This is a genomic window from Nocardia brasiliensis (assembly GCF_042691675.1).
In the GTDB taxonomy this organism is placed as follows: Bacteria; Actinomycetota; Actinomycetes; order Mycobacteriales; family Mycobacteriaceae; genus Nocardia; species Nocardia brasiliensis_D.
This window is the reverse complement of the sequence record NZ_CP170507.1, coordinates 5,358,918-5,376,686: the sequence shown is the minus strand read 5'-3', so window position 1 is coordinate 5,376,686 and position 17,769 is coordinate 5,358,918. Positions and strand designations below refer to the sequence as shown.

Annotated in this window: 16 protein-coding genes; 10 read left to right on the top strand and 6 right to left on the bottom strand. The window is 68.5% G+C overall.

The window, feature by feature from the left end; translation table 11 throughout:
- From ACFK0J_RS24615 to ACFK0J_RS24595, 5 genes are all read left to right on the top strand, one after another.
- Complete coding sequence (locus ACFK0J_RS24615) at positions 1-1,026, top strand: 2-dehydropantoate 2-reductase (protein ID WP_378731119.1); 1,026 nt, start codon at positions 1-3, stop codon at positions 1,024-1,026.
- 113 nt (positions 1,027-1,139) lie between these two features.
- Positions 1,140-1,406: a Sec-independent protein translocase subunit TatA gene (tatA, locus tag ACFK0J_RS24610; RefSeq protein ID WP_378731117.1), complete on the top strand. Its 267-nt coding sequence runs from the start codon at positions 1,140-1,142 to the stop codon at positions 1,404-1,406.
- Positions 1,407-1,503: 97 nt separating this feature from the next.
- On the top strand, positions 1,504-2,457 hold the full coding sequence (tatC, locus tag ACFK0J_RS24605) for a twin-arginine translocase subunit TatC (protein ID WP_378731115.1): 954 nt from the start codon (positions 1,504-1,506) through the stop codon (positions 2,455-2,457).
- Positions 2,458-2,459: 2 nt separating this feature from the next.
- Positions 2,460-5,162 carry a DEAD/DEAH box helicase gene (locus ACFK0J_RS24600; protein WP_378731113.1) on the top strand — a complete coding sequence of 901 codons (2,703 nt, stop codon included), beginning with the start codon at positions 2,460-2,462 and terminating at the stop codon, positions 5,160-5,162.
- A gap of 119 nt (positions 5,163-5,281) precedes the next feature.
- Complete coding sequence (locus tag ACFK0J_RS24595) at positions 5,282-5,959, top strand: DUF4333 domain-containing protein (protein ID WP_378731111.1); 678 nt, start codon at positions 5,282-5,284, stop codon at positions 5,957-5,959.
- A gap of 268 nt (positions 5,960-6,227) precedes the next feature.
- On the opposite strand, the gene ACFK0J_RS24590 is transcribed toward ACFK0J_RS24595, so the two are convergent.
- On the bottom strand, positions 6,228-7,199 hold the full coding sequence (locus tag ACFK0J_RS24590) for a 5'-3' exonuclease H3TH domain-containing protein (RefSeq protein ID WP_378731109.1): 972 nt from the start codon (positions 7,197-7,199) through the stop codon (positions 6,228-6,230).
- Positions 7,200-7,396: 197 nt separating this feature from the next.
- On the opposite strand from ACFK0J_RS24590, the gene ACFK0J_RS24585 reads away from it, so the two are divergent.
- Entirely contained in the window at positions 7,397-8,524 is a 1,128-nt protein-coding gene (locus tag ACFK0J_RS24585) for a M24 family metallopeptidase (RefSeq protein WP_378731107.1), read from the top strand.
- Positions 8,525-8,563: 39 nt separating this feature from the next.
- Here the strand turns inward: ACFK0J_RS24585 and ACFK0J_RS24580 are convergent, their stop codons facing one another.
- Positions 8,564-8,989: a PPOX class F420-dependent oxidoreductase gene (locus ACFK0J_RS24580; RefSeq protein ID WP_378731105.1), complete on the bottom strand. Its 426-nt coding sequence runs from the start codon at positions 8,987-8,989 to the stop codon at positions 8,564-8,566.
- A gap of 170 nt (positions 8,990-9,159) precedes the next feature.
- Between ACFK0J_RS24580 and ACFK0J_RS24575 the strand changes: the two genes are divergently transcribed.
- The 4 genes from ACFK0J_RS24575 (at position 9,160) to ACFK0J_RS24560 (ending at position 12,741) form a co-directional block, all read left to right on the top strand.
- On the top strand, positions 9,160-9,915 hold the full coding sequence (locus ACFK0J_RS24575; RefSeq protein ID WP_378731103.1) for an SDR family NAD(P)-dependent oxidoreductase: 756 nt from the start codon (positions 9,160-9,162) through the stop codon (positions 9,913-9,915).
- Positions 9,916-10,024: 109 nt separating this feature from the next.
- Positions 10,025-11,302: a precorrin-6y C5,15-methyltransferase (decarboxylating) subunit CbiE gene (cbiE, locus tag ACFK0J_RS24570; protein ID WP_378742989.1), complete on the top strand. Its 1,278-nt coding sequence runs from the start codon at positions 10,025-10,027 to the stop codon at positions 11,300-11,302.
- Positions 11,303-11,380: 78 nt separating this feature from the next.
- On the top strand, positions 11,381-11,998 hold the full coding sequence (locus tag ACFK0J_RS24565) for a hypothetical protein (RefSeq protein WP_378731101.1): 618 nt from the start codon (positions 11,381-11,383) through the stop codon (positions 11,996-11,998).
- Positions 11,995-12,741: a cobalt-precorrin-6A reductase gene (locus tag ACFK0J_RS24560; RefSeq protein WP_378742987.1), complete on the top strand. Its 747-nt coding sequence runs from the start codon at positions 11,995-11,997 to the stop codon at positions 12,739-12,741. The genes ACFK0J_RS24565 and ACFK0J_RS24560 overlap by 4 nt, the downstream gene beginning before the upstream one ends.
- On the opposite strand, the gene ACFK0J_RS24555 is transcribed toward ACFK0J_RS24560, so the two are convergent.
- The 4 genes from ACFK0J_RS24555 to ACFK0J_RS24540 form a co-directional block, all read right to left on the bottom strand.
- Positions 12,727-13,257 (bottom strand): PadR family transcriptional regulator, encoded by a 531-nt coding sequence (locus ACFK0J_RS24555; protein ID WP_378731100.1) that lies wholly within the window; start codon positions 13,255-13,257, stop codon positions 12,727-12,729. The two genes, ACFK0J_RS24560 and ACFK0J_RS24555, sit on opposite strands and share 15 nt — an antisense overlap.
- Before the next feature lie 75 nt (positions 13,258-13,332).
- On the bottom strand, positions 13,333-13,602 hold the full coding sequence (locus ACFK0J_RS24550; RefSeq protein ID WP_378731098.1) for a hypothetical protein: 270 nt from the start codon (positions 13,600-13,602) through the stop codon (positions 13,333-13,335).
- A 32-nt stretch (positions 13,603-13,634) separates the two neighbouring features.
- Entirely contained in the window at positions 13,635-15,821 is a 2,187-nt protein-coding gene (locus tag ACFK0J_RS24545) for a precorrin-2 C(20)-methyltransferase (RefSeq protein WP_378731096.1), read from the bottom strand.
- Positions 15,818-16,453, bottom strand: coding sequence for a precorrin-8X methylmutase (locus tag ACFK0J_RS24540; RefSeq protein WP_378731094.1), 636 nt, complete (start codon positions 16,451-16,453; stop codon positions 15,818-15,820). Before ACFK0J_RS24540 ends, ACFK0J_RS24545 begins: the two co-directional genes overlap by 4 nt.
- Between the last annotated feature and the right edge of the window lie 1,316 nt (positions 16,454-17,769).

Here is a 17,769-nt window from a genome sequence, read left to right as displayed (position 1 = left end):
GTGACGAACCGCGTGATGGTGATCGGTGCGGGCAGTGTCGGCATCTTCGTCGGCGGCAAGCTGGCCGTGGCGGGCGCGGACGTCACCTTCGTCGGCAGGCCGCGGCTGCTCGACGAGATCACCGAGTTCGGCGTGCGGCTCACCGACCTCGACGGCGGCGACGACGCCCTGCCCGTCGGGCGATTCCGGGTGGCCACCGAACCGGACGACATCGGCTCGGCCGATCTGGTGCTGGTCACCGTGAAATCGGCGGCGACCGCCGAGGCGGTGCGCGAGCTCACCGGCAAGATCCGCCCCGGCACGGTGGTGCTGAGCCTGCAGAACGGCATCGGCAACGACACCGTCATCCGGGAAATCCTGCCGCACTGTGTGGTGCTGGCGGGCATGGTGCTGTTCAACGTGGTGCACCACCCGGGCGGCCGGTTCCACCGGGGCACCGAGGGCGGGCTGGCCGTCCAGGACGATCCGGCGCTGGCACCGTTCCTCGGCGTCTTCCAGCAGGCCGGACTCGCGCTGCGCCGCTACCCGGACCTGCGCCCCGTGCAGTGGGCCAAGCTGCTGCTGAACCTGAACAACCCGATCAACGCGCTGTCCGGGCGACCGCTGCGCGAACAACTCGCCGACCGGAACTATCGGCGCTGTCTGGCGCTGACCCAGCGGGAAGCGCTCACGGTGATGAACAGGGCGCGAATTGCCCCGGCCCGGCTGACGCCGTTGCCGCCCGCCGTGATGGCCAGATTGCTGACCGTCCCCGACGGTGTTTTCCGTCGCGTCTTCGGCCGGGTACTCGCCATCGATCCGATGGCCCGCTCGTCCATGGCGGACGATCTCGAGCTCGGTCGCAAGACCGAAATCTCTTGGCTCTGTGGCGAAATCGTCGGTCTCGGGGCGATGGTCGGCCTGCCGACACCGGTGAATCAGCGACTGATCGAGTTGATCGTGGCCGCCGAGCAGGGCGACCGGCGCACCTGGACCGGCGCGGAACTGCTCGAACAACTGCGCGCCGCCCACGCGAGCGGCCGCTGAGCAGGCGTGTGCGGCTCGGCTGAACGCCGGGCCAACGAGGCCGGATGGTGGCGTTGGCGCACGTCACCCTCCGGTAGCATCAGAACCATCACCAGTCTTGGGAGGTAAAAATCATGGGCAGTCTGAGCATCTGGCACTGGCTGATCATTGCGGTCGTTTTCGTGATGTTCTTCGGTGCCAAGCGGATGCCCGACGCGGCCCGCAGCCTGGGCCGGTCGCTGCGCATCTTCAAGAGCGAGGTCAGCCAGATGCAGAACGAGGGCAAGGATTCCACCGACGCCTCGGCCCCGGCTCAGCAGCCCGCGGCGCAGCTGCCGCCCGCGCAGCAGGTGACCCCGTCGGTCACCGAGCAGCCCCAGACGCAGCCGAAGACGCTCTGAGCGGAATCTCGCGTCCGGAGTGAGCCGAAACTCACTCCGGGCATAGTGCTGTTGCCGAGCTGAGCGAGGCACTCCAACCCAGGGGCAATCACCAACCATGCGAATCCCGTTCGATCCCCGGCGCAGCAAGCGCAGGACCAACCCCGACGGCACGATGTCGTTGGTCGAGCATCTGCAGGAACTGCGCTATCGGTTGCTGGTCTCGATCGCCGCGGTCCTGCTCACCACCGTGCTGGGGTTCATCTGGTACGAGTACGGGTTCCTCGGCATCAAGAGCCTCGGCGATATCCTGCGCGGCCCCTACTGTTCGCTGCCGGACTCGTCGCGCGCCTCGATCAGCCCCGACGGGTCGTGCAAGCTGCTGGCCACCGCGCCGTTCGAGCAGTTCACATTGCGCTTGAAGGTCGGCATGACCGCGGGCATCGTGCTCGCCGCGCCGGTGTGGCTCTATCAGCTGTGGGCATTCATCACCCCGGGTCTGTACGCGAAGGAGCGCAAGTACGCGGTCAGCTTCGTCTCGACCGGAACCGTGCTGTTCGCGACCGGCGCCGCACTGGCCTACATCGTCGTCGCCCACGCGTTGAGCTTCCTGCTCACGATCGGCAACAACGTCCAGATCACCGCGCTCAGCGGTTCGCAGTACTTCGGCTTCATCATTCAGCTGCTGGTCATCTTCGGCGTGAGCTTCGAAACCCCGCTGCTGATCATCGGATTGAACCTCATCGGAGTGCTCACCTACGCGCGGCTCAAGGCGTGGCGGCGCGGAATCACCTTCGGGCTCTTCGTCTTCGCGGCCATCGTCACCCCGCAGGACCCGTTCTCGATGCTCGCGCTGGCGTTCGCGTTGACGGTGCTGTTCGAGGTCGCGATCCAGTTCGCCCGGCTCAACGACAGGCGTAAGGCTCGCAAGGAAGCCGAGGGCCTGGCCGCGCTGTCCGACGAGGAGGCGTCCCCGCTGACCGGGCCCGATCCGATCGACCCGGCCGACTCGATCATGACACCCCCGGATAAATCCGGACGCTCGATGTCGGACTACTCCGATACCCTCTGACGGTGACACATCACCGGTCGCATACGGGCGAGCTTGCGAAGTTTTCCACCGAGCTGAAATTCAGCCTGGATCCTTTTCAGCGCACCGCCTGTGCGGCACTCGAAGACGGGCACAGCGTCCTGGTTTGTGCGCCGACCGGTGCGGGCAAGACCGTTGTCGGCGAGTTCGCCGTGCACCTGGCGCTCGCCGCGGGCGGCAAATGCTTCTACACCACGCCGATCAAGGCGCTGTCGAACCAGAAGTTCGCCGATCTGACCGAGCGCTACGGCCGGGACAGCGTCGGCCTGCTCACCGGTGACCAGTCGATCAACCCCGGCGCGCCCGTTGTGGTGATGACCACCGAGGTGCTGCGCAACATGCTCTACGCGTCGTCCGACGCATTGCGCGGGTTGTCCTTCGTGGTGATGGACGAGGTGCACTACCTCGCCGACCGGTTCCGCGGCGCGGTGTGGGAGGAAGTGATCCTGCACCTACCGCCGGACGTGCGGCTGGTCAGCCTATCGGCGACGGTCAGCAATGCCGAGGAGTTCGGCGCCTGGATGGAAACCGTGCGCGGCGACACCGCGGTGGTGGTGGACGAGACCAGGCCGGTGCCGCTGTGGCAGCACGTCATGGTCGGCCGGCGGATGTTCGACCTGTTCGACACCGACTCCACCGATCAGAAGGTGCTCGTCGACGAGGACCTGGTGCGGTTCATCCGGCAGCGGGAGGCCGCCGATCGGGCGAGCAGCTGGGGTGGCCCGCGCAACGGCCGCGGTGGCCCGCGACGCGACTTCCGTCCGTTGCCGCGTCCCGAGGTGCTGGCGAAGCTGGACGAGGAAGGCCTGCTACCCGCGATCACCTTTATTTTCAGTCGCGCGGGCTGCGACGGTGCGCTGGCGCAGTGCCTGCGTTCCCGGCTCGACCTGAGTCGCGCGGACGACCGCGAACAGATCGACGCCATCATCGAGAAGCACACCGGCGATCTGCCGAAGGCGGACCTGGAGGTGCTCGGCTACTGGGAGTGGCGCGAGGCGCTGCACCGTGGTCTGGCGGCGCACCACGCGGGCATGCTGCCCGCCTTCCGGCATACCGTCGAGGAACTGTTCGTCAAGGGTCTGGTGCGGGCCGTATTCGCTACGGAGACACTGGCTCTCGGCATCAACATGCCCGCGCGCACGGTGGTGCTGGAGCGGTTGGTCAAGTACAACGGCGAGTCGCACGCCGAGCTCACACCCGGCGAATACACCCAGCTGACCGGTCGTGCCGGACGTCGCGGCATCGACGTCGAGGGTCACGCGGTGGTGTTGTGGCAGCCCGAGGTGGACACCAGCGCGGTCGCCGGTTTGGCGTCCACCAGGACCTATCCGCTGCGCAGCTCGTTCAAGCCCGGCTACAACATGTCGATCAATCTGATCGACCGGATGGGCGCCGACGAATCGCGGGCGTTGCTGGAGCGGTCGTTCGCGCAGTTCCAGGCCGACCGCTCGGTGGTCGGGCTGGTGCGCGGTATCGAACGCAACGAGGCCGCGCTGCGCAAGTTGCGCGATCAGCTCGGCGGCGCCGATGGTGACTTCCTGGAATACATTTCGCTGCGCGAGCGGATAAAGCAGCGGGAACGGCAGCTCGAACAGCAGGGCCGGTCCGACCGGCGCGGCGTCGCGGTCGCCGCGCTGACCGCGTTGCGCCGCGGTGACGTGGTGGCGATTCCGTCCGGGCGGCGCGCCGGGCTCGCGGTCATTCTGGAACCCGACGCGACGCCGGGCGATCCGCGGCCGCTGGTGCTCACCGAGGACAAATGGGCCGGTCGGGTGTCGGTGGCCGACTTCCCGGTGCCCGCGGAGCCGTTGGGGCACATGCGGTTGCCGCGCCGGGTGGACCATCGCACCGCGCAGACCCGCCGCGATCTGGCCTCGGCACTGCGCAGCACCGGAATTTCGGCGCCGGGCCGACCCCGGCGCGGGAAGCGGGCCTCGGCCGCCGACGACCGGGAACTGTCCACGTTGCGCCGCAGCCTGCGCTCGCATCCGGCGCACACCCGCGCGGACCGGGAGCAGATGGCCCGCCTCGGTGAACGCTACAACCGGCTGCTTCGGGAAACCGAGACCATGCGCCAGAAGGTTGCCGCCACCACGAACTCGCTGGCCCGCACCTTCGATCGGATCCTCGGGCTGCTGGAGGAGCGCGGGTTCGTGCACGAGTCCGAGGTGACGGCGGACGGGCGCAGGCTCGCCCGGATCTATTCGGAAAGCGATCTGCTGGTCGCCGAATGCCTGCGGCAGGGGCTGTGGCGTGGGCTCGGACCGGCCGAATTGGCCGGGGTCGTGTCGATTCTGGTGTTCGAATCCCGCCAGGACGGTGGATATCTCGGCGTATCCGGGCCGACCGCGCCCATCCGGCGAGCGGTCGGCGAGACCATCCGGGTGTGGACCGAACTGCGTTCCGACGAGGCGCGGCATAAGCTCCCGCCCACCAGGGAGCCGGATCTCGGCTTCGTCACCGGCGTCCACAAATGGGCCCGTGGCGACGGGTTGGCCGAGTCGTTGCTCGCCAGCGGTGACCAGGCCGCGCCGCTGTCCGCGGGCGATTTCGTGCGCTGGTGCAGGCAGGTGATCGACCTGCTCGATCAGATCCACGGCACCGCCGACGATCCGGAGGTCGCCTCGACCGCCGCGAAGGCGGTGCGGGCGATCCGGCGGGGTGTCGTCGCGGTGGACGCCGCTTAGCGGATTCGATTGTGATTTGATTTCTTTCGCGTACCGACCGTGGCGGAGGAATCGCGTTATACGTCGGTTCCCACGCGGGGGGCTACCGTGTGTACAACGATGCGAGTGGAGGCAATCAGATGAGCGGCCCGTTTGGACCCAACGAACCCGGGGAGGGGCGCAACGATCCCACCCAGCAGTGGGGCGGCCAGCAGACACCTGGCGGTACCGGACCGGCCCAGCCGTGGGGCGGCCAACCGCAGACGCCGGCTTCGGCGCAGCCGACCCAGCAGTGGGGTGAGCCGACGCCGCCGCCACAGCAGCAGTGGGGTCAGCAGCCGCCGCAGTGGGGGCAGCAGCCGAATCCGCAATGGGGCCAGCAGCCCGGCCAGCCCCAGTGGGGTCAGGGTCAGCCGCAGGATTGGCAGCAGGGTCAGCAGCCGCCGCAGTGGGGCCAGCAGCAACCGCAGTGGGGTCAGCAGCCCGGCCAGCCGCAACAGCCGGGTGGCAAGGGGAAAGGCCTGGTCATCGGCCTGGTCGTGCTCGGTGTAGTGGTCATCGGCGCCATTGTCGCGCTCGTCCTCGTGCTGACCTCCAAGGACAAGCTGGACCAGTCCGCCGTCCAGGACGGTGTCAAGAAGGTGCTCACCGACTCCTACGGCATCCAGGACGTCAGCGATGTCGCCTGCCCGTCCGGCCAGGAAGTCAAGGTAGACGCCACCTTCAGCTGCGACCTCAAGGTCAGCGGCGAAGCCAAGAAGGTGACCATCAAGATCACCAAGGAAGACGGAACCTACGAGGTCGGCCGCCCCAACTAGACCCCGGCTCCCTTGTATCCCCGGTCGGCTCACTCCCCAGTGGGCCGACCGCTGGTCGTTGCGCCACCTGATCCGCACGCACGCACACCGGTACCGCTCATGATCAACGGGACATGGTGGTGGGTTCTCTCGGGCGATGCCACCACCATGTCCCGTTGATCATGGTGGCCATCGGCTGACTGGCCGATTCGGGTGCGTTCTTCCTCTGCCGCACGGGGTTCGGTGCGGGTGCGGTGCCTGTTGCTCGGCTCGCGACTATTGCCGGGGGTCAGGCGGTGCGGGTCGCGAGGGCCTTGACGAGGCGGGTGACGGGGCTTTCGGCGTTGTAGGCGGTGGCGAGTTCGCGGAGGCGGTCGGGGTCGGCGGGGGTGGCGGGGAGGGTGTCGGGGCGGGAGAGTTCGACGTCGGCGTCGCAGACGACGCGGACGACGGGGGCCGCTGCCTTCAAATAGTCTTCCGCGGCACGGAGTTTGGCGCGGATGCCCTGGGACAGGTCGGTCTCCGGGTCCTCGACGGCGGCGACCAGCGCCTCGAGCGAACCGAACCGGGAGATCAGCATGGAGGCGGACTTCTCGCCGATGCCCGCTACGCCGGGCAGACCGTCCGAGGCGTCGCCGCGCAGGGTGGCCAGATCCGCGTAGGCGCGACCCGCATTCTCCAGCGGCACACCGTATTTGGTGGCTACTTCGGCGGGTCCGTACAGTTCGGCTTTGGCCAGTCCGCGGCCCGCGTAGAGCACCCGCACGGGCGGCGACGGCGTGTCACGGACGAGCTGTAGCAGGTCGCGGTCACCGCTGACGACGATCACCTCGTCGGTGCTCTCCCGCGTGGCCAGCGTGCCGAGCACGTCGTCGGCTTCCAGCCCCGCCGCGCCGCCGGTCGCGATCCCGGCGGCCGCGAGCACCTCGAGGATCATGTCGACCTGCGGGGTCAGCGTGTCGGGCACCACTTCGGCGCCGGGGCCCGCGTCCGCGGCGGTGTCGAGCCGGTGCGCCTTGTACGACGGCACCAGCTCGACGCGAAACGCCGGTCGCCAGTTCAGGTCGAGGCACACCACCAAACGGCTCGGTGCGTGCTTGGTGATCAGCGACGCGACCATATCGGTGAACCCGCGCAACGCGTTCACCGATCGCCCGTCCGGCGCGGTGATCTTCTCGGGGATCGCGTGAAAGGCACGGAACCACAGGCTCGCCCCGTCCAGGAGCAATAGCGGTCCACCGGGAGTCGCAGCAGAAGTCACGCGCTGAGGCTACCTCCCTGCTCCGACAGACCCCTGTTGATCGGGCACGGCGTGCGAACAACCGCTGTGCGATGAAGGGGTTGTACCCACCTCCGTCCGAGGGATCGGCGAGAAGGCGAATGTGCGAAGCCGGGTGGGCGAAGGGAGTGGAGAAGTTCGGGTTCGCCTGGGCGGGGCGGCCGGGTAACGTCGGACGAATGAGCTCGCATACGGATTCCAGGTTCGCGGCGGACGTTTACGGGGAGCGGTTGGAGCGGGCGGTGCAGCTGATGCGGGCCGCCCATCTGGACGCCTTGTTGATCACTCCGGGCCCGGATCTGCGCTATCTGATCGGATCGGCCGCCGAATCCTTCGAACGGTTGACCTGCCTGGTCATCCCCGCCGACGGTGCGACCCCGTCGGTGGTGATCCCGAAGTTGGAACTGGCCTCGCTGGAGGGATCCGCGGCCGGTGAACTGGGTTTGCAGGTACTGGACTGGGTAGACGGGACCGATCCGTACGGAGTGGTGAAATCCGCGCTGCACGTCGGCTCCCGGGTGGCCGTCGCCGACGCCATGCCCGCCCTGCACCTGATCCCGCTCGCCGCGTCGTTCACCGGCTTGCCCGCCTCCGCCACGCCCGTCCTGCGGAAGCTGCGGATGATCAAGGATGCCGCGGAGATCGACGCGCTGCGCCGCGCGGGTGCCGCGATCGACCGCGTGCACGCCCGGATGGGTGAATTCCTCCAGGTCGGCCGCACCGAGGCAGAGGTCGGCGCCGATATCGCCGCCGCCATTGTCGAGGAGGGCCACACCGAGGCCGCGTTCGTCATCGTCGGCAGCGGCCCGCACGGCGCCGACCCGCACCACGGGATGTCCGACCGGCGCATCGAGTCCGGCGACGTGGTCGTCATCGACATCGGCGGCCCCGTCGACCCCGGCTACTACTCCGACTCGACCCGCACCTACGTGCTCGGCGAGCCGGACCCGAAGATCGCCGCCCGATTCGCGGCACTGGAACGCGCTCAAGCCGCCGCCGTGGCCGCCGTCCGCCCCGGCGTCACTGCCGAGTCGGTGGACGCCGCCGCGCGAAACCCGTTGACCGAGGCCGGTTTCGGCGCGGCCTTCGTGCACCGCACCGGCCACGGCATCGGCCTGTCCGTGCACGAAGAGCCCTACATCGTCGAAGGCAACGACCTGGTCCTGCAACCGGGCATGGCCTTCAGCATCGAGCCCGGCATCTACTTCCGCGGCGACTGGGGCGCCCGCATCGAAGACATCGTCGTAGTTACCGCGGACGGGTGCGAGTCGATGAACCAGCGTCCCCACTCGCTGACGGTCCTGTAGCGGACCACAGCCCCACCGCGTTAGCTCTGCCCCGCGGAGTTACTGCTGGGGGGCGTTATCGTCCGGGGCGGCGAGGGTGCGGCTGGACATGACCCGCTGCACCTCGATCGCGATGACCACGCGGGTCGGGTTCTCACGCGGAACCCGATAGCGGTCCGCGTAGCGTCGTTCCGCCTCGGTGACGTCGTCCGGAGCGTCGAGGATCGTCGCCGGGCCTTCCAGCGTGAGCCAGCGCGCCCCCGCCACCTGGCTCACCGCCGCGTAACCGCCGCGCCGGACGTTGCGCACCTTCGCCGACGCCCCATCGGTGATCACCCTGGCGATCCGGGCCGCCGGGTCCCAGGTGAAGCCCACCGCCACCACATGCGGTGTCCCGTTCGCCCGCAACGTGGTCAACGTCGCGAGGTGACGCTCGTTCACGAACTCGAGCGCGGCAGGGGAGAGCTCAGTGGTCATCGTCGCCATCCCTCGACCGTAGCGGCCACCCTCACCCAAGTCCCACAAGGACCCGCCCGCACCATGGTCAACGGGACATCACCGAGCCCGCACTCGGGAAATCACTCGGCCATGTCCCGTTGATCATGCGGCCGCCGGGTCGGCACGGGCGGGTGGGGCGGGAATGACAGACTGGGCGGATGGGATCGCGCGGGATTGCGGATGGGACGGTGCTGCTGCTCGGCGGGCGCAGTGAGATCGGGGTCGAGGTGGCGCGGCGGCTGGCGCCGGGGCAGGTGGTGATCCTCGCGGCCCGGCGCAGCGGCGAGCTGGCCGAACAGCGTGCGGAGATCGAGTCGGCCGGTGCGGCGGCCGTGCACTGCGTGGAGTTCGACGCGGACGACACGGCCGGTCATCCGGCGTTCCTGGAGAAGGTCGCGGCCGAGTACGGACCGATCGGAGTGGCGGTGCTCGCGTTCGGCATCCTCGGCGATCAGGCGCGGGCCGAACGAGACCCGGCCCACGCACTCGCCGTGGTGCACACCGACTACGTCGCCCAGATCAGTGTGCTCACCACGCTCGCGAATCTGCTTCGCGCCCAAGGCGATGGGCAGATCGTCGCGTTCAGCTCGGTGGCCGGTGTCCGGGTCCGCCGCGCCAACTACGTCTATGGGTCGGCGAAGGCCGGGCTGGACGGCTTCGCCAGTGGGCTCGCGGATGCGTTGCACGGCAGCGGTGTACACCTTCTGTTGGTGCGCCCAGGTTTCGTCATCGGCCGGATGACCGAGGGCATGGCACCGGCGCCCTTTTCCAGCAAGCCGCACCAGGTGGCCGATGCTGTGGTCAAGGGACTGCACAAGCGCTCGGGAGCGGTCTGGGTGCCTCGCATCCTCCAGCCCGTTTTCTTCGTGATGCGCCTACTGCCCCAAGCGATCTGGCGCCGGATGCCGCGGTGAGCGGTCAGGACGCCTCGAGCCGCGCGACGCTGCTTCGGCTCGGCAAGGCGGGCAGCGAATTCATGTGCGCTCCGTTGGCGTCAAGTGTTCTAGGCGGTCTCAGGTGACGATGTCATGGTCCGGGCCGCCGGTGGTAGTTGCCGGAATCGGAGCCGACGGGTGGGACGGACTCGGTCGATCGACGCGGGAGGCGATCGCGGCAGCCGAGGTGATCTTCGGCTCGGCGCGCCAGCTTGCCCTTGTGCCGGAACGAGATTCGGCGGGTGAGCGGGTTACCTGGCCGTCGCCGTTGGTGCCCGCGCTGCCCGGGCTGTTCGAACGGTATGCCGGGGCCCGGGTGTGTGTGCTGGCCAGCGGGGATCCGATGTTCTATGGAATCGGCGTGACGCTGGCGCGCCTGCTGGGGGCGGGGTCGCTGCGGGTGTTGCCGCAGCCGTCGTCTGCGTCGTTGGCGTGTGCCCGGCTGGGCTGGGGCGTGGCCGAAACGCCGGTGGTAAGTGTGGTGGGTCGGGCTTTGGAGACGGTGCTCCCGGACTTGGTGCACGGGCGAAGGGTGCTGGTGCTCAGCGCAGATCAGCACACTCCGGCGCGACTTTCGGAGTTGTTGTCGCGCAATGGGTTCGGTGATTCTGCGCTGACAGTGCTCGAACAGCTGGGCGGTCCCGCGGAACGAATCGAGACGGGGATCGCGAAGCAATGGCGGCGACCCCCGGGAGATCCACTGAACATCGTGGCGATCGAGTGCGTCGCCGACGCGGGACACATTCGCGCGACCCGCCTACCCGGCCTGCCGGACGAATTGTTCACCGGCGACGGCCAACTCACCAAGCAAGAGGTCCGGACGCTGACGTTGGCCGCACTGGCGCCTGCGCCAGGTGAACTGCTGTGGGATATCGGCGGCGGTTCGGGCAGTATCGCGATCGAATGGTGCCGCACCCATCCCGGTTGCCGGGCAATCACTTTCGAACGGCTCGAGCACAGGCGGCGGCAAATCGCCGACAATGCCGCCGCCCTCGGTGTTCCGCACATCGATGTGCGCGGCGAGGCGCGCGCGGAACTGAGCCGGGCAGCGCAGGCCGACGGTGCCGAATTCGCCCCTCCGGACGCCATTTTCGTCGGTGGCGGCCTCACCCAGGATGGCCTACTCGAGACATGCTGGTCGCAGCTGCGACACGGTGGCCGGCTTGTCGTGAACGCGGTGACCGCGGAATCGGAGTCATTGCTGCTCAGCTGGGCGTCCGCGCACGGCGGCGGATTGCGGAAGTTTCAGATTTACCGCGCGGAGGCACTGGGACCATTCACGACTTGGCGCCCGCAGCTGCCGGTGACGCAATGGTCTGTTGTGAAGATGCACAAGGCGGAGCCGCAAAACGAGGTCCGCGGATGAAACGGGTTCCGCCCAGCAGGTAGGGTCGGGGCCGATATCCGATCATGATCGGAAATCCGGTTCCTGATGGGGAGATAGATGAAATACAAGAAATTCGCCGCAACCGCACTTCTGGCGATCGCCGCTACCGGTGTCACCGCCGGTACCGCGTACGCTGCTCCGGTGCCGCCCGCGGTGCAGGATCAGACCACCACCGCGCCGACCGTCAAGGGTGAGGACCAGGGCGTCAGCTACGCCCTGCAACTGGCCGACGCGGGCAAGTCGGTCGTCACCAGCGTCACCGGCGGTGCGTTCAGCCTGGCCGGCGACAAGCAGTCGGTCACCCTGAAGAATTCCGCGGGCGAGACCGTCACCACCATTCCGCTCACCGCGACGGCCAAGGGCCAGCCGGTGCAGATCGCCGCGGCCATCGCCGACGACGCCTCGCAGCTGACGCTGACCCCGCAGGTCACGCCGACCGCGAGCGCGCCGACCACCGCCGAGTTCATCGGCGCGCAGGATTGGTTCTTCGCCGAGTTGCAGCGTGCCTCGCTCGGGGCGCTGGTCGGCGGCCTGATCGGCGCGGCGGTCGGCATCCTGTTCTTCGGTGTCGGCATCCTGCCCGGTGCTGTGCTCGGCGCGATCATCGGTCTCGCTGTTGCGGGCGGGCCGTCGTTGCTGAACGCGGGCATCGCCTACTTCAGCGGTCAGCCCTGAGAATACTGATTCTGGGCGGTACCCGGGAAGCCCGGGAACTCGCTCACATCGCTTCCGGCGAGCGAGGATTCGACATCGTCTCCTCGCTCGCCGGTCGCGTTCGCGACCCGCTGTTGCCGGTCGGCGCGGTGCGCGTCGGCGGCTTCGGCGGGGTCGACGGCCTGCGGGAGTGGTTGCGGGCCAACGAGATCGGTGCGCTGGTCGACGCCACTCATCCGTTCGCGGGCGTCATCAGCGCGAATGCCGCTGCGGCCGCGGCGGATCTGGGTCTGCCGCTGGTACACGTGCGGCGGCCCGGCTGGTCCGCGCGGCCCGGCGACCGGTGGATCCGGGTACCCGACCTCGCCGCAGCGGCAAAGTCCGTTGGTGAGCTCGGTGAGCGGGTGTTCTTGACCATCGGACGTCAGGGTGTCGGCGCATTCGCCGGACTGACCCGACCTTGGTTTCTGATCCGCGCCATCGACCCACCCGAAGGCGCGCTTCCGGCGAATCATGAACTACTGCTTGCCCGCGGGCCTTTCACGCTTGCGGACGAATCGCGGCTGCTGGCGGACAAGCGCATCGATGTACTCGTCACCAAGGACAGCGGCGGCGACCAGACCGATGCCAAGCTCATCGCCGCCCGTTCGGCGGGAATCCCGGTCGTCATGATCGACCGCCCGCCGCTGCCTGAAGGTGCCATGGTGGTGGAAACCGTTGCGCAGGCGTGGGATTGGCTGTGCGAGCGGTCAGCGGCCGAGTAGTTCGGGTAACCGGTCGAACCAATCGAGCACGGCGCGTTCGTATCCGATACCGAAATCCAGGGTGGCGCGGGCGTAGGGCGGCAGCTCGGTAGGGTCCTCATCGAGGTATTTGGTGAGCCGCGCCTGATGAATCTCCCTGTTGGCGGCGATGATCCGGTCCAGATGCGCGCGATCGAGGTGGTCGCCGAAGGACAGCGTGAGCAGCAGTGGGAAGCGGATGTTCTCGCCGCCGGGATCGCGGGCGATCCACTCCAGGAAGGCTTCCCGGCCCGCATCGGTGATCAGATAGGGCGTGCGCTCACGGGCCCCTGGCGCGCCTTTCTCGACCAGTCCGGCCGCGTCCATCGCGTTGAGTTCCCGATAGACCTGGCTCTGCGTGATCGTCCAGAAGTCGCCGATTCGGTCCTGGGCCTTGGCCACCAGGTCCCAACCCGACATGGGGCCTTCGTGCAGAAATCCGAGCAGCGACGCGGCCGTGGAGTTCAACGGCTTGCGGCTGGTCGCGGTTTTCGTCAACCGACTGCTCCCTTCGCTGTCAACCTTCCATAGTGGAATGTTATACGAACGCGTGCGCCGGGTTCGCGACGTGAGTTATTTGCCGTCGACCAGCTGATCGAGACGGGCGAGTACCAGCGCCATGCCCTCTTCCAACCGCACTTGACCCAGGCGAAGTTCGACGAGGTCTTCCTCGATCTTCTCGGTGCGCTCCTCGATCCGGTCGATGCCGTCGAGCGCCTTTCTGGTGAGAGCCGCGAGCTCACTGAGGACGTCGCCCTGTTCGTCGAGCGCTTGTTCGCTTGCGGTGGCGCGGGCCTCCAGGGCTCGGGCGCGCAGCGTCAGCTCCGACAGTGTCGCGGCCAAGATCCCTCCATTCGTCAGTGCGTCAGCAGATCCTACGCGTCGGCCCGCGCCGCGTCGCCCGTCCCCGCGTAGCGACGCGAGGTGTAAACGCGGACGCCCTGGTCGGTGTCCATGGCCACGGTGGTCGACGCGCCGATGATCAACAGGGTGCGCATATCGACCTCGGCCGGGTCGAGGTCGCCGAGCGATACCACTCGGACGGACTCGGTCGGGCCGCCCACATCGCGGCCGAGCACCACGGGCGTGTCGGGCTTGCGATGCTCCAGCAGCAGATCGCGCATCGCGCCGACCTGCCAGGTGCGCTGCGAAGATGCCGGGTTGTATACCGCGATCGCCATGTCGGCGGCGGCGACCGCGGAAAGCCGTTGGGCGACAACCTCCCACGGCTTGAGCCGATCCGAGAGGGAGATCATCGCGTAGTCGTGTCCGAGCGGCGCACCGGCCCGGCTGGCCACCGCATTGGCCGCGGTGAGGCCGGGCAGCACCCGCACGGGCACGCCACGCCACTGCGGATCCGCGGCTTCCTCGAGTACCGCCGCCGCCATCGCGAAGACGCCCGGATCGCCCGAGGAGACCACCACGACCCGGGCGCCCCGCCTGGCCAGATCCAATGCCATGGCGGCGCGCTCCGACTCGACCCGGTTGTCGCTGGCATGCCTGCGCTGTCCCGGTCGCGTGGGGACTCGATCGAGGTAGGTGGTGTAGCCGACGAGATCCGTTGCGTCGGCGAGTGCTTCGTGCACCTCGGTGGTTGTCCACTCGGGTGCGCCGGGACCGAGGCCGACGACGATTACTCGACCGGCGCGGTCGGGTGCGCGATCGAGAGGAGCGTCATCGGCGAAAGAGGTCTCAGCCGTACCGGATTCGCGGTGCTCGACGGGCGAAGCTCCCGCTGCGGCGGGTGCGTTCGCTCGAGATTCGGTGGGCGTGCTCGCGTGGGTCTGGGTGGGCGTGCTCGCGGGAGGTTGGGTGGGCGTGTTCGCGGGAGGTTGGGTGAGCGTGTTCGCGGGAGGTTGGGTGAGCGTGTTCGCGGGAGGCTGGGTGAGCGTGTTCGCGGGAGGCTGGGTGAGTGTGTTCGCGGGAGGCTGAGTGGGCGTGCTCGCGTGAGGCTGAGTGGGCGTGCTCGCGTGGGTCTGGGTGAGCGTGCTCGCGGGAGGCTGAGTGGGCGTGCTCGCGGGAGACTGGGTGAGCGTGCTCGCGGGAGGCTGAGTGGGCGTGCTCGCGTGAGATTGGGTGGGCGTACTTGCGTGAGACTGGGTGGGCAGACTCGCGTGAGGCTGAGGGGGCGAATCCGCGCGAGATTGGTCGATGGCCGAGATATGTTGCGCTGCACCAGTTTCCGTGGCCGCCCGGGGGAGTGGAGTGGTCGGCGTCGGGCCGGGGACGAGGGTGATGGAGAAGTACGGGACGTCCGCGTCGTCCACCTCGGCGGCGCGCAGGACGCGTTGACGGGTGCTGCTCGCACGTTCCACGTAGTAGGCGTCGTCGAGTCGTCCGGAATCCGAAAGTGCTTGGCGCACACCGGGGTAGGTGCGGCCGAGCTTCATGATGGCGGCAGCCTCGGTGTCGCGCAGACGGCGGGTGAGCTCGTCGACAGGCATGGTGCCGGGCAGCACGGTCAGCACCTGTTCGCCCTCGACCAGCGGGGTCCCCAGCGCCGCCGACGCGGCACTGACCGAGGTGATCCCGGGGATGATCTCGGCCTCGAACCGATCCGCCAGTCGTCGGTGCATGTGCATGTAGGAGCTGTAGAACAGCGGGTCGCCCGCGGCGAGCAGCGCGACCGAGCGTCCCGCCGCCAAGTGCCCGGCCAGCCGTTGCGCGGCCTGTTCGTAGAACTCATCGATCGCACCCTGATAACCACCGGGGTGGTCGGTGGTCTCGGTGGTCACCGGATAGACGAGGTGCTCCTCCAGTTGCCAGGCGCGCATATATGGTGCGGCAATAGCTCTGGAGATGCTGCGCCCGTGCCGCGCGCTATGGAACGCGATCACATCGGCCTCGGCGATCACCCGCGCTGCCTTCACCGTGACAAGCTCGGGGTCGCCTGGCCCGAGTCCCACACCCCACAACTTGCCTGGCGCGGCAGCTGTTTCGCCATCGCCGTTCTGCGCCAGCTGCTGCTGGTCACCTCGGGTGGCGTGCTGACTCGGCAACAATCCGTGGTCGGGTCGACTCGCACCGTCCGCTTGCTCGGCACCAGCCGTGCTATCCGTCATTCCTCTTCGCTCGCAATCGCATTCAGCGCGGAGGCGGTGATGGCGCTGCCGCCGCGCCGACCGCGGACAGTGAGGTAGTCGACGCCTCCGAAATCCGCCAGCGCGTCCTTGGATTCGGCCGCGCCGATGAAGCCGACGGGGATCCCCAGGATGGCGGCGGGGCGGGGCGCACCCGCATCGAGCATGTCGAGCAGGTGGAACAGCGCGGTCGGCGCGTTCCCAATGGCGACAACAGCACCGTCGAGATGCTCCCGCCACAGCTCGAGCGCCGCCGCGGAACGCGTATTCCCCATGGCCGCAGCAAGTCCCGGCACCCGCGGATCGGCAAGCGTACAGATCACCGCATTATCAGCAGGCAACCGCCTACGGGTAACCCCCGACGCAACCATATTGGCATCACACAAAATCGGCGCCCCCGCACGCAACGCCCCCCGCGCCGCAGCCACCACCCCCGGCGAAAACGCCACATCCCCCGCCAAATCCACCTGCCCACACCCATGAATCATCCGCACCACCACCCGAGCCACATCCGACGGAAACCGGCCCAGATCCGCCTCCGCCCGAATCATCGCAAACGAGCGCCGATAAATCTCGGCCCCATCAGTGAGATAGCTGGCCCGCACGTCAGACATGCGCTACACCCTAAGACGCACCTCCCACCCCAGGTAGCCGCGGGTAGCCGCTGACCCGACCCCCCACCGGCCGCCGAGCGGGACATGAGAGAGACGACTCGCCGCTTAGCGCACGGTGAGGTCCCGCTCGGCGAAAGCATCGGCGCTTCCCGGCCAGCGCCATGGCGGCGCCGGACAGACAGTTGCGAACGGGACTTGAGGCAGGCGACTCGCCGCTAAGCGCACGGTGAGGTCCCGCTCGATAGAAGCTTTCGGCGGTCCCCGGCTAGCACCACGGAAGCTTCCCCGGTCTCGGTCAGCGCCGTGGCGGTGTCGGACAGCGCTGGCGAGCGGGACATGAGAGTGGCGACTCGCCGGTTAGCGCACGGTGAGGTCCCGCTCGGCGGAAGCGTCGTCGCCCTTCGGCCATGGCCGTATCGGCAGACAGCTGCCGAGCGGGACATGGGAGTGGCGACTCGCCGGGTGGTGCGCGGTGGTGTCCCGCTCGCTGGAAGCTTCGGCGTTCCCGGGCCAGCGCCGTGGCGGTGTCGGACAGGCGCGCTGCCGAGTGGGACGTGAGGGAGGCGACACGCCGCTTGCCGCACGGTGATGTCCCGCTCGCTGGAAGCTTCGGCGTTCCCCGGGCCAGCGCCATGGGGCCATGGACGGACACGCTGCCGAGTGGGACGTGAGGGAGGCGACACGCCGGTTAGCGCACGGTGAGGTCCCGCTCGGCGGAAGCGTTGACGGTGGCATGCCGTCTCAGCCCCGGATTACCGCTCGGACGCTCGATTCCCGGGGCGCGCAGTCCCTGTGGTGAGGTCGGCGTCTTCTCGCTCTCCAGCCATGGCGATGTCGACAGACAGCCGCCGAGTGGGACCTGAGCGGCGGCTTGCCGGTTGGCGCGGGGAGGTCCCGGTCACTCGGAGGCTTCGGCGATCCCCGGCCAGCGCCATGTCGACGGCCGACGGACACACTGGCGAGTGGGACCTGGGGGAGGCGACTCGCCGCTTAGCGCACGGTGAGGTCCCGCTCGGCGGAAGCATCGGCGCTTCCCGGCCAGCGCCATGGCGGCGGCGGACAGACAGTTGCGAACGGGACATGAGAGTGGCGACTCGCCGGTGGGCGCACGGTGAGGTCCCGGTCGGTGGAAGCGTCGTCGCCCCCTTCGGCCATGGCGGTATCGGCAGACAGCTGCCGAGCGGGACATGAGAGAGGCGACTCGCCGGGTGGTGCGCGGGGGTGTTCCGGTCGCTTGAAGCTTCGGCGATCCCCGGCCATCGCCATGGCGGTGTCGGACAGACAGTCGCGAACGGGACTTGAGGGAGGCGACTCGC

Excerpts from the sequence above, each read along its gene's own strand:
- tatA (WP_378731117.1), top strand. The coding sequence starts at position 1,140 with ATGGGCAGTCTGAGCATCTGGCACTGGCTGATCATTGCGGTCGTTTTC.
- tatC (WP_378731115.1), top strand. The coding sequence starts at position 1,504 with ATGCGAATCCCGTTCGATCCCCGGCGCAGCAAGCGCAGGACCAACCCC.
- ACFK0J_RS24595 (WP_378731111.1), top strand. The coding sequence starts at position 5,282 with ATGAGCGGCCCGTTTGGACCCAACGAACCCGGGGAGGGGCGCAACGAT.
- ACFK0J_RS24585 (WP_378731107.1), top strand. The coding sequence starts at position 7,397 with ATGAGCTCGCATACGGATTCCAGGTTCGCGGCGGACGTTTACGGGGAG.
- ACFK0J_RS24580 (WP_378731105.1), bottom strand. The coding sequence starts at position 8,989 with ATGGCGACGATGACCACTGAGCTCTCCCCTGCCGCGCTCGAGTTCGTG.
- ACFK0J_RS24575 (WP_378731103.1), top strand. The coding sequence starts at position 9,160 with ATGGGATCGCGCGGGATTGCGGATGGGACGGTGCTGCTGCTCGGCGGG.
- cbiE (WP_378742989.1), top strand. The coding sequence starts at position 10,025 with ATGTCATGGTCCGGGCCGCCGGTGGTAGTTGCCGGAATCGGAGCCGAC.
- ACFK0J_RS24565 (WP_378731101.1), top strand. The coding sequence starts at position 11,381 with ATGAAATACAAGAAATTCGCCGCAACCGCACTTCTGGCGATCGCCGCT.
- ACFK0J_RS24545 (WP_378731096.1), bottom strand. The coding sequence starts at position 15,821 with ATGACGGATAGCACGGCTGGTGCCGAGCAAGCGGACGGTGCGAGTCGA.
- ACFK0J_RS24540 (WP_378731094.1), bottom strand. The coding sequence starts at position 16,453 with ATGTCTGACGTGCGGGCCAGCTATCTCACTGATGGGGCCGAGATTTAT.